Source organism: Actinomyces radicidentis (genome assembly GCF_001553565.1).
GTDB classification, from domain to species: domain Bacteria; phylum Actinomycetota; class Actinomycetes; order Actinomycetales; family Actinomycetaceae; genus Actinomyces; species Actinomyces radicidentis.
On sequence record NZ_CP014228.1, the window covers coordinates 1984095 to 1997027 of the forward strand.

Genomic DNA, 12933 nt, shown 5'->3' on the forward strand with positions numbered 1-12933 from the left:
GCTGCGCGACGGCCGGGCCGGGCCGAGGAGGACGCGCCCGGGAGACGGGCGGCTCAGACGGGCTCGTCGGTCGGCTCGACCTGCTCGAGGTAGCGGCGCACGACGACGTCGGCGAGCGAGTGGTGGTGCCCGATGGGCGGGGCGACGATCTCGGCGCCGGCCCCGTGCAGCGCGCGCGAGAAGTGCCCCTCGGCCAGGAGGTAGGTGGCCAGGGCGACCACCTCGGCGCCCTCGTCATGGAGCTCGCGGACGGCCGCGCGGACGCTCGGGTCCGCGGCGGAGAGGAAGGCCGCGCGCGTCGGCACTCCGGTCATCGCCTCGACGGCGCGGGCCGCCTCCCTCGCCTCGGCGACGCCGGAGGTGCGGCGGGTCCCCGCGGCGGCCAGCACGACGGCGTCGACCTCCTGCCAGTCGGCGCCCTCCGTGACGAGCTGCTCGGTGAGTCGCTCCACGACGCCGGAGAGCAGGTCCGGCTCCGGCCCGAGGTGGCGGGTGACCGTCCCGGAGCCGTGCGCCGTGACGAGGCTCGGGAGGTCGTGCTCGACGTGGTAGCCGCCCCCGAGGAAGAAGGGGACGACGACGGGGTCGACGGCCCCGTCGAGCGCGTCCGGGGCGCTCGGGGAGGAGAACTCGACGTAGCCGTGGCGGACCTCGACGCCCGGGAGGAGGCGGGCGACGTCGTCGGCGACGAGGGGCAGGAGGGGCTCGGCCCCCGGTGCCCTCGTGCCGTGCGCGATGAGGACGAGACGGTTCATGCGCGCACCCTCTCACGCGACCGTTTCAGGCAGGGGTGCCCTCCGTCCCGGTGAGACGCGTTCGACGTCGGGGTGCTCCGCGGCGCGCGGTTGCGGGCTCGGGGCCGGGTGGGCGGCGCGGCTCGCCCCGGCCCGGTGGGCCGCGTCGAGCAGGAGGCGCTCATGGCGCCACCTGCGTACCGACACGGCCACGAGGAGGAGCCAGACGGGCACCACCGCGGCGAGGACGGCGAGGGTCGCCGTGCTCCCGATCCCGAGGGCGCTGAGCACCTTCGCCAGGTTCGTCAGGATGATGAGGCCCCCCACCGCGGAGCCGAGGACCTGTCCGGGGAGTCGCGAGACGAGCCAGGCGGCGAGCGGCGCGGCCGCCATCCCGCCCACGAGGAGCGCCGCGACGACGGTGACCGGGATCCCCGAGTGCCCGAGCCCCAGCAGGAAGCCGAGCGACGCGGCCACGGAGACGATGAACTGTGAGGTGTCGACGCTGCCGACGACGGTCCTGGGCGCCGTCTTGCCGGCCGTGAGGAGCGTCGTCGTGGCCACCGGTCCCCAGCCGCCGCCGCCCGTGGCGTCGACAAGGCCGGCGATGAGGCCCAGGGGCGCGGTGAAGCGCGCGCCGTGCCCGCTGCGCCGGGCGGTGGTCCCCGCCGGCGGCCTCAGCGTGAAGCGCAGGAGCACGTAGACGCCGAGCGCCAGGAGGATGGACGAGGTGATCGGGGTGGCCGCGCTGGTGGACAGGTGGCTCAGGGCTGTCGCGCCGATGAAGGCGCCGACGGCCCCGGGGCCGCCCAGCCGGGCGACGAGGCGCCAGTCCGTGTTGCCGAGGCGGTGGTGGGCGGAGCCGACGACGAGGGAGGTCCCGATCTCGGCCAGGTGCACGGACGCGGAGGTCAGCGCGGGCGACAGCCCCGTCAGGAGGAGGAAGGAGGACGAGAGGACCCCGTATCCCATGCCGAGGGAGCCGTCGACGAGCTGGGCGACGAATCCGACGAGGACGAGGAGGAGAAGGTGGCGCACGGTGACTCCGGTTCAGGGGCGGGAGCCCCCGTCCGGGGGCTCTCAGGGGTGTGGAACGGTGCGCGAGCCCCAGGCGGGGCTCACGGTGACGACGTCGCCGATGACGATGACCGCTGGCGCGGTGACACCGACCTGCTGGGCGACGTCGGGCAGACATCGCAGGAGGGTCGTCGTCACCCGCTGGTCGTCGCGGTAACCGCGCTCGATGACGGCCGCCGGGGTCTCGGGGTCGGCGCCTCCGGCGAGCAGGATGCTCACCGAGCGCTCGAGGTGGCTCACGCCCATGAGGAGGACGAGCGTGTGGTCGCGCCGGGCGGGGACGGTCTCGACGAGGTCCTCGTGCGCGGTGACGACGGAGAAGCCGCGCGCCAGGCCGCGGTGGGTGACGGGGATGCCCGCGGCCGCGGGGACGGAGATCGCCGAGGTCACGCCCGGGACCACCTCCACGGTGACGCCGGCGGCACGGCAGGCCGCGGCCTCCTCACCGCCGCGGCCCAGGACGTAGGGGTCGCCGCCCTTGAGGCGCACGACCCGCTGACCGGCACGGGCGCGCTCGACGAGGAGGGCGTCGATGTCGTCCTGGGGCACGAGGTGCAGACCGGAACGCTTGCCGACGTCGACGACCTCCGCCCCCGGCGCGAGCTCGGCGAGGACGCCGCGCGGGGCGAGGCGGTCGACGACGACGACGTCGGCCCTCGCGAGGAGCTGCGCGGCGCGCAGGGTGAGGAGCCCGGGCTCGCCGGGGCCGCCGCCGACGAGCGCGACCCAGCCGGTGCCGGGGACGTCCGCGTCCGGCACGGTGCCGACGCCGGACGCCCAGGCGACCGGCCCGCCGGCCGGCGCGACGGGCGCCGCCGGCTCGCCGGACGCGAGGGCGCGGTCGCCGTCGGCGCGGTCGGTGGGGTCGGTGCACGGGGTGCGCGGCTCGCTCATGGTCTCCTCCGGGTGGGTGGGCGTCGTTCCTCAGACAGCCTGCCCCGTGCGTGCGTCGTCCGCGTGACGTTCGGGGGCGCCGGTGCGGACCATCCCGGCGGCGAGCGTCCAGCCGTCGGCGGGGTCGACGAGGAGGAAGGCGCCGTCGGCGCGCGAGGTCGAGTAGTCGGCGACGGGGAGCGGCTCGGCCAGGCGGAGCCGGACGCGACCGATGTCGTTGAGGCTGAGCCCCTCGGCGGGGCGGGTGCTGAGGTCGTCCAGGTCGAGGACGCCGTCGACGGCGGTCACGAGCGCCTGGACGGTCCGGGTGCCGTGCTTGACGAGGACCCGGTCGCGCTCGTGCAGGCTCCGCTCCGAGAGCCAGGCCACGTCGGCGCGCACCTCCCTCACGAGCTCGGGGGCCGAGTCGGCCGTGGCGAGGAGGTCGCCGCGGGCGACGTCGACGTCGTCGGCGAGCTCGACGGCCACGGAGCGGCCCGTTCCCGCCCGCTCGAGGCGTCGCGAACCGAGCGTGATGCCCGTGACGCGCGTCCTGCGGCCCGAGGGCAGGACGACGACCTCGTCGCCGACTGAGACCGACCCGGCGGCAACCTGGCCGGCGTAGCCGCGGTAGTCGGTCAGACCGTCGGCGGCGGCGCCCTGGGGGCGCAGGACGAGCTGGACGGGCAGGCGCAGGGGGTGCTCGGTCTCGGCGGAGTCGGCGGGGATCGTCTCGAGGAGCTCGAGGAGGGCCGGCCCGTCGTAGAAGGGGGTCCGCTCCGAGCGCGTGACGACGTTGTCGCCCTCGAGGGCGGAGGTGGGCAGGGTGCGGACCTCGGACACGCCGAGCTCGTGGGCCACCCGGCTCAGCTCGTCGGCGATGCCGCGGTAGACGTCGGCGGAGAAGTCGACGAGGTCGATCTTGTTGACGGCCACGACGACGTGCGGGACGCCGAGGAGGGCCGCCACGGCCAGGTGGCGGCGCGTCTGCTCCAGGACGCCGTGGCGGGCGTCGACGAGGAGGACGACGACGTCGGCGGTGGACGACCCGGTCACGGTGTTGCGCGTGTACTCCACGTGCCCGGGGCAGTCGGCGAGGATGAAGGAGCGGCGGGAGGTGGCGAAGTAGCGGTAGGCGACGTCGATGGTGATGCCCTGCTCGCGCTCGGCGCGCAGGCCGTCGGTGAGGAGGGCGAGGTCGGTGCGGGTCAGACCGCGGTCGAGGCTGACCCGCTCGACGGCGGCGAGCTGGTCGCGCAGGACGGACTTCGAGTCGAACAGGAGCCGTCCGACGAGGGTGGACTTGCCGTCGTCGACGCTCCCGGCGGTGGCGAGCCTGAGGAGGCCACCGGGGGCGGGTGCGGTGGCGTCGAGGAGGCGGCGGGCCTCCTCGTGCTCCCGGGCGGAGGGGGCCGTGCCGGTGGCGGGGGCGGTGGCGCTGCGCTCGAGGGGAGTGGTCAGGGTGCTGGTCATGTCGGTGGTCTCCGTGTGCTGGTGCCGGGCGGTTGCGTTGTCGGGGGAGGGCCGGCCGCGACCGTGCTGCGAGGGGGCTGCGAGGGGGCTGCGAGGGCCTACGGCCGTGAGGCGGCGGTCGCCGGCTCAGAAGTAGCCCTCCTTCTTGCGGTCCTCCATGGCGGCCTCGGAGAGGCGGTCGTCGGCGCGGGTGGCGCCCCGCTCGGTGAGCGTGGAGGCCGCGACCTCGACGACGATCTCGTGGTTGGTGGAGGCGGGCGACTCGACCGCGCCGGTGCAGGACATGTCCCCGACGGTGCGGTAGCGGACCGTGCGGGTCTCGACCACCTCGCCGTCACGGGGCTCGGTCACGGGGGTCACCGCGAGCCACATGCCGTCGCGCCGGAAGACCTCGCGCTCGTGCGCGTAGTACAGGCTCGGCAGCTCGATGTCCTCGCGCTCGATGTAGCGCCACACGTCGAGCTCGGTCCAGTTCGACAGCGGGAAGACGCGCACGTGCTCGCCGGGGGCGTGACGGGGGTTGAAGAGGTTCCACAGCTCGGGGCGCTGGTTGCGCGGGTCCCACTGCCCGAACTCGTCGCGCAGGGACACGATGCGCTCCTTGGCGCGCGCCTTCTCCTCGTCGCGGCGCCCGCCGCCGAAGACGCCGTCGAAGCCGCCGGCCTCGATCGCGTCGAGGAGGGGCCGGGTCTGGAGCGGGTTGCGGGTGCCGTCGGGGCGCTCGCGGAGGCGGCCGTCGTCGATGTAGTCCTGGACGCTGGCGACCACGAGGCGGGTGCCCGTCGCCTCGACCGTGGCGTCGCGGTACGCGAGGACCTCGGGGAAGTTGTGGCCCGTGTCGACGTGGAGGAGCGGGAAGGGCACCGGGGCGGGCCAGAAGGCCTTGCGCGCGAGGTGGAGCATGACGACGGAGTCCTTGCCGCCGCTGAACAGGAGGACGGGGCGGCGGCACTCGGCGGCGATCTCGCGGATGACGAGGATCGCCTCGGCCTCGAGGGCGTCGAGCTGGTCGAGGGCGCCGGGAGCGGCGCCGGGAGTGGTGGGGGAGGGGCTGGTCGTGGTGGTCATGTCTTCTCCGGATCGGGGTCTCGGGAGGCGGTCAGGGCTCAGAGGTGGATGCCGCACTCGGTCTTGGCGAAGCCTGCCCAGCGGCCCGCGCGCGGGTCCTCGCCGGGTGCGACGCGCCGCGTGCACGGCTCGCAGCCGATCGAGGGGTAGCCGTCGGCGAGCAGGGGGTTGACGACGACGCCGTGCTCGGTCGCGTACCCGAGGAGCTCGTCGAAGGTCCAGGCGGCCAGGGGGTTGATCTTGACGATCCGGTGGGTCTCGTCGAAGGTCACCAGCGGCGTCCCGGTGCGCGTCGGCGCGTCCTCGCGGCGCACGCCCGTGACCCAGGCCTCGTAGCCCGTCAGGGCGCGGGCCAGGGGCGCCACCTTGCGCAGGTAGCAGCACCGGCCCGGGTCGCGCCGGTAGAGCTCGGGGCCCTCCTGGGCGTCCTGCTCGGCCACGGTGAGCTCGGGCAGCACGTCGATGACCGTCACGTCCATCGACTCCGCGACGGCGTCCCTCGTGCCCGAGGTCTCGGCGAAGTGGAAGCCGGTCTCGAGGAAGAGGACGTCGACGCCGGGGACCTGCTCGGCGACGACGTGGGGGAGGACGGCGTCGGCCATCGAGCAGGCCACGGCGAGGGACCCGGGGAAGGTCCTCGCCGCCCACGCGACGACGTCGCTCGCGCTCGCGTCCTCCCCGAGCTCCGCGGCGCCCGCCGCGGCGACGGCGCGCAGCTCGTCCTCGCTGCGGCGCGGGGCGTCGGCCGGGCGCACGGCGTTGGCCCCGCGGGCGGTGAGCCGGCCGAACCGGTTGCGCGGCCCGTCTGCGCGGGGGCTCCTGCCGGGCACCGCCGAGGCGGTCGCTGCGGTCGTGGTGGTCGTTGCCGCTGCGTCGCTCATGCGAGCGCCTCCTCGTCGGCCCGCTGCGCCCACTGGGCGAAGCTCTCCTCGGGCTCGCGCTCGTCGAGGTAGACGCGCACGATCCTCTCGATGTAGTCGGTCAGGTCGGTCGCCGCGACCTTGAGGTGCCGCACGGTGCGGCCGAGCTCGGCCTCCTCGTGGCCCTCCTTCGACAGGCCCCCTCCGAGGTGGACCTGGAAGCCGGGGACGCGTTCGCCGTCGACCGTGATGATCTGGCCCTTGAGACCGATGTCCGCGGTCTGGATCCGGACGCAGGAGTTCGGGCAGCCGTTGATGTGGACGGTGATCGGGCGGTCGAGGTCGGTGTCGGCGAGGCGCTCGTCGAGGTCGGCCGCCACGCGGGCAGCCAGACCCTTGGTCTCCACGATGGCGAACTTGCAGAACTCGATGCCGGTGCAGGCGAGCATGTTGCGCGTGAAGGGCGCGGGATCGGGGTCCAGGCCGAGGTCGATGAGTCCCTGCCGCGCTTCCTCGACGCGCTCCGGGGGGACGTCGAGCAGGAGGATGTTCTGCAGCGGGGTGGTGCGCACCCGGTTTGAGCCGACGCTCTCGGCGAGGTCCGCCAGGCCGAGCATGACGTCGCCGGACAGGCGGCCCACGGGGGGCTTGGCGCCGATCCACGACAGGCCGTCGGACTGCTCGTGGACGCCCAGGTGGTCGGCGGTGCCGCGCGGCGGCTCGGGCGCCGGTCCGTCGGCGAGGCGGTAGCCGAGGTACTCGTCCTCGAGCACGCGGCGGAACCTCTCGGGTCCCCACTCAGCCATGAGGAACTTGAGGCGGGCCTTGTTGCGCAGCCGGCGGTAGCCGTAGTCGCGGAAGATCCGGATGACGCCCCACCAGGCGTCGGCGACCTGGTCGGGGCGGACGAAGGCGCCCAGGCGGCGACCGAGAAAGGGGGCCGTGGACAGGGCGCCGGCGATCCAGAGGTCGTAGCCGGGGCCGAGGTCGGGGTGGACGACGCCGACGTACGAGATGTCGTTGATCTCGTGGAGGACGTCGAGGGTCGGCGACCCCGTGAAGGCGGTCTTGAACTTGCGCGGCAGGTTCGAGATCTCGGGGTTGCCGAGGTACGTGTCGTGCAGGTGGCGCGCCGCCTCGGAGGGGTCGATGACCTCCTCGGGGTCGATGCCGGCCACGGGTGAGACGAGGAAGCCTCGGGGCGTGTCGCCGCAGGCCTCGATCGTCGTGAGGCCGACGGCGTCGAGGCGGCGCCACATCTCGGGCACGTCCTCGATCCGGATCCAGTGCAGCTGGAGGTTCTGCCTGTCCGTGATGTCGAGGGTGCCGCGGGCGAAGTCCTTCGAGATGCCGCCGACGGTCCGCATCTGCTCCACGGACAGCGAGGTGCCGTCCATGCGGATGCGCTGCATGAAGTAGCGGTCCGAGAGCTCGGAGGGCGTGAGCTGGGAGGTCTTGCCCCCGTCGATGCCCTGCTTGCGCTGCGTGTAGAGGGCCCACCAGCGGAAGCGGTTGTGGAGGTCGTCGTCGGGGATCGAGTCGTAGCCCTCGTGGGCGTAGGCGTCGATGACCCGCTGCCTGGCGCCGAGCGGGTCGCCGTCCTGCTTGAAGACCTCGTTGGGGTTGAGGGGCTCCTTGCCGTCGACGGCCCACTGGCCGTTGGAGCGTCCCGCGCGCGGCGGGCGCACGTCACGGCCCTTGGCAGGCGCGGGTGCCCGGTCGCTGGTGGTGGTCTCGGTGCTCATGTCTCCTCCAGGGTGGCGGCGACGGAGCGTTCCGGGGGTGACCGGTTCCTGGGGCCCTCCCGGGGTGCGCGTCAGGGACGTTCACCGTGGAGTGCAGTCGTGCTGCTCGGCTCCGGACGCTTCGTCGCGCCGGAATCCGATGATGCGGCTCGTGCCGCTGCGGTCAGGCGCTCGTCAGGCCTGACAACACATGACCCAGCCGTGGGCGCGCAGCACGTCCGAGGGGCGGGTGCCCTCGGTCGTGGTGCTGCGTGCGGCGGTCATGGCGCAGACCGTACCCCGACCGGACGACGACCGCGCACCGCGTCGCCGCATCCTGAGACGAGAGCCGTACCCGACCGGGGCCGACGGGACCCGCGGCCGGGCCGCGTCCCGCCCCTGTCCGCCCGGGTGTGGCCATCACGACGTCGTCCGCGCCCCGGGCGGCCTGGCCACCCGAGATGTACCGTCGATACACTCGCCGCCAACAGGCGATGACCCGGCCGGGACCGCAGCGCGGCCCCGGGCATCACCGGAGAGCCTCCCGGAAGAACGGGCCCGGCGCCGTCCACGCGACGAGCCGGCGCCTCACTAGACCCGGGCGGGAGGGGCCCGCACAGCCCCCTGCGAGCGGTCGCGCACCGCGAGCCGGCCCGGGCCCGCCCGGGACGGGGACCGAGCGCGGCAAGCGAGGTGGTACCGCGGTGCCGCCCGGCTCCCCAGGTCATGAGCCTGCGGGAGGAGGGCCCGGCGTCGTCCTCGTGACGAAGAGGTTCACGAGAGATCCGCGAGGCACCAGCCATGGCAGACGCCACCCAGACCACGCCGACGGGGGAGTCCTTCCACCCCGCCGGCTACCCCCTCCACCGCGCGGGCGAGGGCGTCAGCCCCTCCCCGTCCTTCCCCGCCATCGAGCAGGACGTGCTCGCCTACTGGAAGCAGGACGGCACCTTCCAGGCCTCGATCGACAACCGCCCCGCCCTGGACGACGACGGCCACTCCAACGAGTTCGTCTTCTACGACGGCCCTCCCTTCGCCAACGGCCTGCCCCACTACGGCCACCTCCTCACCGGCTACGTCAAGGACGCCGTCGGCCGCTTCCAGACCCAGAACGGCAAGCGCGTCGAGCGCCGCTTCGGCTGGGACACCCACGGCCTGCCCGCCGAGCTCGAGGCCCAGCGCCTCCTCGGCATCGACGACGTCACCGAGATCACCCGCCCCGGCGGCATCGGCATCGAGAAGTTCAACGAGGAGTGCCGCACCTCCGTCCTGCGCTACACCAAGGAGTGGGAGGACTACGTCACCCGCCAGGCGCGCTGGGTCGACTTCGACAACGACTACAAGACGCTCAACCCCGACTACATGGAGAGCGTCATCTGGGCCTTCAAGACCCTCTACGACAAGGGCCTGGCCTACCAGGGCTACCGCGTCCTGCCCTACTGCTGGCACGACCGCACCCCACTGAGCAACCACGAGCTCAAGATGGACGACGACGTCTACCAGGACCGCCAGGACAACACCGTCACGGTGGGTCTGCGCCTGGAGGAGCCGCTGCGCGAGGGCGCCGAGCGGCCCGAGCTGCTCCTCATCTGGACGACGACGCCGTGGACCCTCCCGTCCAACTCCGCCGTCGCCGTCGGCCCCGACGTCGAGTACGTCCTCGTCCACGTGGCGGACGACCTCGACTCGCCGGTCGCCGGCGAGGACGTCGTCGTCGGCGCCGAGCGCCTTGAGGCCTACGCCAAGGAGCTCGGCGAGGAGCCCGAGGTCCTCGCCAGCTACAAGGGCTCTGAGCTGGTGGGCGCGGCCTACCACCCCATCTACGACTACTTCGACGACGCCGAGCACCGCGCCGAGGGCGCCCAGCCCGGGCCCAAGGCCTGGCACGTCATCGCCGCCGACTACGTCACCACCTCCGACGGAACCGGACTCGTCCACCAGGCCCCCGCCTTCGGTGAGGACGACATGTGGACCTGTATGGAGTACGGCATCGGCGTCGTCCTGCCCGTCGACGAGGGCGGCGTCTTCACCGCCGAGGTCCCCGACTACGAGGGCCTGCAGATCTTCGACGCGAACAAGCCCGTCGTCACCGACCTGCGCGACGCCACCGGCCCGATCGCCCGCCGCGACCCCGCCGTCCGCGCCGTCCTCGTGCGTCAGCAGTCCTACGTGCACAGCTACCCGCACTGCTGGCGCTGCCGCAAGCCGCTCATGTACAAGGCCGTGTCCTCCTGGTTCATCAAGGTCACCGCCATCCGCGACCGCATGGTCGAGCTCAACCAGCAGATCGAGTGGACTCCCTCCCACATCAAGGACGGCATCTTCGGCAACTGGCTGGCCGGCGCCCGCGACTGGTCCATCTCCCGCAACCGCTTCTGGGGCGCCCCCATCCCGGTGTGGCGCTCCGACGACCCGCGCTACCCCCGCGAGGACGTCTACGGCTCCTTCGAGGAGCTCGAGCGCGACTTCGGCGTCAAGGTCGACAACCTCCACCGCCCCTACATCGACGAGCTGGTCCGTCCCAACCCGGACGACCCGACCGGCAAGTCGATGATGCGCCGCATCCCCGACGTCATGGACTGCTGGTTCGAGTCCGGCTCGATGCCCTACGCCCAGGTGCACTACCCCTTCGAGAACGTCGAGTGGTTCGAGTCGCACAACCCGGGCGACTTCATCGTCGAGTACATCGGCCAGACCCGCGGCTGGTTCTACACGCTGCACGTCCTGGCCACCGCGCTCTTCGACCGCCCCGCCTTCACCTCCGTCGTCTCCCACGGCATCCTGCTCGGCGACGACGGCCAGAAGATGAGCAAGTCGCTGCGCAACTACCCCGACGTCAACATGGTCTTCGACCGCGACGGCGCCGACGCCATGCGCTGGTTCCTGCTCTCCAGCCCCGTCGTGCGCGGCGGCAACCTCGCCGTCACCGACCAGGCGATCCGCGACACCGTGCGCCAGGTCCTCCTGCCGCTGTGGAACACCTGGTACTTCTTCTCGCTCTACGCCGGCCAGGCCGACGGCGGGAAGGGCTACGTCACGCAGGGCGTGGACCTGTCCGACGCGTCCCTGTTCGGTCCCAAGGGCTCGCTGCACGTCATGGACCGCTACGTCCTGGCGCGCACCAAGGACCTCGCTGCGACGGTCCGCGCCCAGATGGGCGCCTACGACGTCACCGGCGCGACCCAGACGATCCGCGACTTCCTCGACGTCCTCACCAACTGGTACCTGCGCACCTCGCGCTCGCGCTTCACCAGTCAGGACGCCGCCGTCTCGCACCCGGCCTTCGACACGCTCCACACCGTGCTGCGCGTCCTCATGGAGGTCCAGGCCCCACTCGCCCCGCTCGTCTCCGAGGAGATCTGGCGCGGCCTGACCGGCGGGCGCTCCGTCCACCTCACCGACTACCCGGAGCTGCCCGCCCACGTCGCGAGCCCGGCTCTCGTGACCGCCATGGACGAGGCTCGCGCCGCCGTCTCCGCGACCCTGTCCCTGCGCAAGGCGGAGAAGCTGCGCGTGCGCCAGCCGCTGCGCGCCCTCACCGTCGCCACGACCGACCCGGCCGGGCTCGCGCCCTTCCGCTCGCTCATCGCCGAGGAGGTCAACGTCAAGGAGGTCCGCGTCCTCGACGCCGCCGACGCCGGCTACGAGGTCCACGAGGAGCTCACGCTCAACCCGCGCGCCTTCTCCCCGGAGGTCCGCAAGCTCACCTCGCGCCTGTTCAAGGCGCAGAAGGCGGGGGAGTGGACCCTCACCGAGGACGGCGACGTCCGCTTCGACGACGTCCTCATCGACGGGACCCCCGTGGTCCTCGAGGCCGAGGACTCCGCCTTCGCCCTCACCAGCCGCATCGACGTCGACGACGATTCCCTGTCCGCGACGATGCTGCCGTCCGGCGCCTTCGTCGTCCTGGACACGAGCCTGGACGAGGAGCTGGAGGCCGAGGGCTGGGCCCGCGACCTCGTCCGTCTCGTCATGGACGAGCGCAAGGCGGCCGACCTCCAGGTCGGCGAGCCCATGCGGATGACCCTCACGGTCCCGGCCGACAAGGCCGAGTGGACGCGCCGCCACCTCGACCTCGTCACCGGCGAGACGAGCTGTGTGGCCGTCGAGGTCCTCGAGGCCGCCGAGGGCGAGCAGCCCAGCGCCGAGGTCGCCCGCGCCTGACGCCCGCGAAGCCGTCGCTGCGGTCCCCACCCTCGGTGGTCGACCGCCAATGCACCGCTCGACCGTCTGATTCCTGGGAATCAGGCGGTCGAGCGTGGGTCTGGCGGTCGACGGCGCGCTCGGGCGGGCGGCTTGCCGATCCGCGGCGACCGGCGTACCTTCTCCCTCAGTCAATTGAGAACCATTCTCAACGTGAACGAGAGAACACCATGAAGAAGACCGTCGCCACTCTCGCCGCCCTCGGCGCCCTCGTCGTCGGCCCCGTGCTCGCGACTCCGGCCCAGGCCGCCACGGGCGGGGAGGTCACCGACGACCCGGGCGTCGTCGCCCTCCTCGACGCCCAGGGGGAGCACCGCTGCAGCGCCGTCCTCGTCGCGAAGGACTGGGCCCTCGCCTGGTCCGACTCGACCAGGTGCGCCGCCGCCACCGGCGCCGTCGCCACGAACGGCAGGACCGCCTCGGTCGACGACCACCGCTACTTCCAGCAGCGCGACGGCGTCACCCACACCGACCCGTCGAAGAGCCAGGCGATGCTCGTCCACCTCGACCACCCGCTCGAGGGCGTCGCGACGGCGCGGCTCAGCGACCGGGCCCCGCAGGCCGGGCCGGCGAGAGGCTCAGCGTCGTCGCCGTCAACAGCTCCGAGGACGCCGCGACCCCGACCCTCGGCCGCGCCGACGTCACCGTTGACGGCCACAACCGCTGGATCAGCTGGTTCGACGGCCCTGAGGGCATGACGCTCGAGCACCGCGACTCCGGCGCCGCGCTCATGCGCGGCGACGAGGTCGTCGGCTTCGTCGGCCTCGCCGAGTCCACCGGCGGAGACGCCGAGGACGTCGCCAACGTCCACCACTGGGTCGACTCGGTCATCGGCTGAGCGCACTCGCCTGAGAGGCCCGGCTCCGGGCGAGCCGCGCCGCACGCACCGCGCCGCACGCACCGCGCCGCACACACCGCGCC

Annotated in this window: 10 protein-coding genes; 3 read left to right on the plus strand and 7 right to left on the minus strand. The window is 73.2% G+C overall.

Features of this window, described 5'->3' with window-relative positions; all coding sequences use genetic code 11:
• Positions 1–53: 53 nt before the first annotated feature.
• The 7 genes from AXF14_RS08510 to AXF14_RS08540 all read right to left on the minus strand — a co-directional run bounded on the left by AXF14_RS08510 (position 54) and on the right by AXF14_RS08540 (position 7830).
• Positions 54–755, minus strand: a complete 702-nt coding sequence (locus AXF14_RS08510) for a sirohydrochlorin chelatase (protein WP_067942495.1) — start codon at positions 753–755, stop codon at positions 54–56.
• Between the two features lie 12 nt (positions 756–767).
• A complete protein-coding gene (locus tag AXF14_RS08515; protein ID WP_084355468.1) occupies positions 768–1772 on the minus strand; it encodes a sulfite exporter TauE/SafE family protein in 1005 nt (334 codons plus the stop codon).
• 42 nt (positions 1773–1814) lie between these two features.
• On the minus strand, positions 1815–2705 hold the full coding sequence (cobA, locus tag AXF14_RS08520; RefSeq protein ID WP_084355469.1) for a uroporphyrinogen-III C-methyltransferase: 891 nt from the start codon (positions 2703–2705) through the stop codon (positions 1815–1817).
• 30 nt (positions 2706–2735) lie between these two features.
• The gene (locus tag AXF14_RS08525) at positions 2736–4157 is read right to left on the minus strand and encodes a sulfate adenylyltransferase subunit 1 (protein WP_067942497.1); all 1422 of its coding nucleotides are present in this window, start codon (positions 4155–4157) and stop codon (positions 2736–2738) included.
• A gap of 126 nt (positions 4158–4283) precedes the next feature.
• Entirely contained in the window at positions 4284–5225 is a 942-nt protein-coding gene (cysD, locus tag AXF14_RS08530) for a sulfate adenylyltransferase subunit CysD (protein ID WP_067942499.1), read from the minus strand.
• Between the two features lie 38 nt (positions 5226–5263).
• Positions 5264–6106: a phosphoadenylyl-sulfate reductase gene (locus tag AXF14_RS08535; RefSeq protein WP_067942501.1), complete on the minus strand. Its 843-nt coding sequence runs from the start codon at positions 6104–6106 to the stop codon at positions 5264–5266.
• Positions 6103–7830 carry a nitrite/sulfite reductase gene (locus AXF14_RS08540; RefSeq protein ID WP_067942503.1) on the minus strand — a complete coding sequence of 576 codons (1728 nt, stop codon included), beginning with the start codon at positions 7828–7830 and terminating at the stop codon, positions 6103–6105. Before AXF14_RS08540 ends, AXF14_RS08535 begins: the two co-directional genes overlap by 4 nt.
• 780 nt (positions 7831–8610) lie before the next feature.
• On the opposite strand from AXF14_RS08540, the gene ileS reads away from it, so the two are divergent.
• The 3 genes from ileS (at position 8611) to AXF14_RS13980 (ending at position 12850) form a co-directional block, all read left to right on the plus strand.
• Positions 8611–11973, plus strand: a complete 3363-nt coding sequence (gene ileS, locus AXF14_RS08545; RefSeq protein ID WP_067942505.1) for an isoleucine--tRNA ligase — start codon at positions 8611–8613, stop codon at positions 11971–11973.
• A 209-nt stretch (positions 11974–12182) separates the two neighbouring features.
• Positions 12183–12710 carry a hypothetical protein gene (locus AXF14_RS08550; RefSeq protein ID WP_067942507.1) on the plus strand — a complete coding sequence of 176 codons (528 nt, stop codon included), beginning with the start codon at positions 12183–12185 and terminating at the stop codon, positions 12708–12710.
• Positions 12707–12850 (plus strand): hypothetical protein, encoded by a 144-nt coding sequence (locus AXF14_RS13980; RefSeq protein ID WP_169798260.1) that lies wholly within the window; start codon positions 12707–12709, stop codon positions 12848–12850. Before AXF14_RS08550 ends, AXF14_RS13980 begins: the two co-directional genes overlap by 4 nt.
• Positions 12851–12933: the final 83 nt, after the last annotated feature.

Bases quoted from the DNA above. Each gene is read 5' to 3' on its own strand.
- AXF14_RS08525 (WP_067942497.1), bottom strand. From the start codon at position 4,157: ATGACCAGCACCCTGACCACTCCCCTCGAGCGCAGCGCCACCGCCCCC.
- AXF14_RS08540 (WP_067942503.1), bottom strand. From the start codon at position 7,830: ATGAGCACCGAGACCACCACCAGCGACCGGGCACCCGCGCCTGCCAAG.
- cobA (WP_084355469.1), bottom strand. From the start codon at position 2,705: ATGAGCGAGCCGCGCACCCCGTGCACCGACCCCACCGACCGCGCCGAC.
- cysD (WP_067942499.1), bottom strand. From the start codon at position 5,225: ATGACCACCACGACCAGCCCCTCCCCCACCACTCCCGGCGCCGCTCCC.
- ileS (WP_067942505.1), top strand. From the start codon at position 8,611: ATGGCAGACGCCACCCAGACCACGCCGACGGGGGAGTCCTTCCACCCC.
- AXF14_RS08535 (WP_067942501.1), bottom strand. From the start codon at position 6,106: ATGAGCGACGCAGCGGCAACGACCACCACGACCGCAGCGACCGCCTCG.
- AXF14_RS08550 (WP_067942507.1), top strand. From the start codon at position 12,183: ATGAAGAAGACCGTCGCCACTCTCGCCGCCCTCGGCGCCCTCGTCGTC.
- AXF14_RS13980 (WP_169798260.1), top strand. From the start codon at position 12,707: ATGACGCTCGAGCACCGCGACTCCGGCGCCGCGCTCATGCGCGGCGAC.
- AXF14_RS08510 (WP_067942495.1), bottom strand. From the start codon at position 755: ATGAACCGTCTCGTCCTCATCGCGCACGGCACGAGGGCACCGGGGGCC.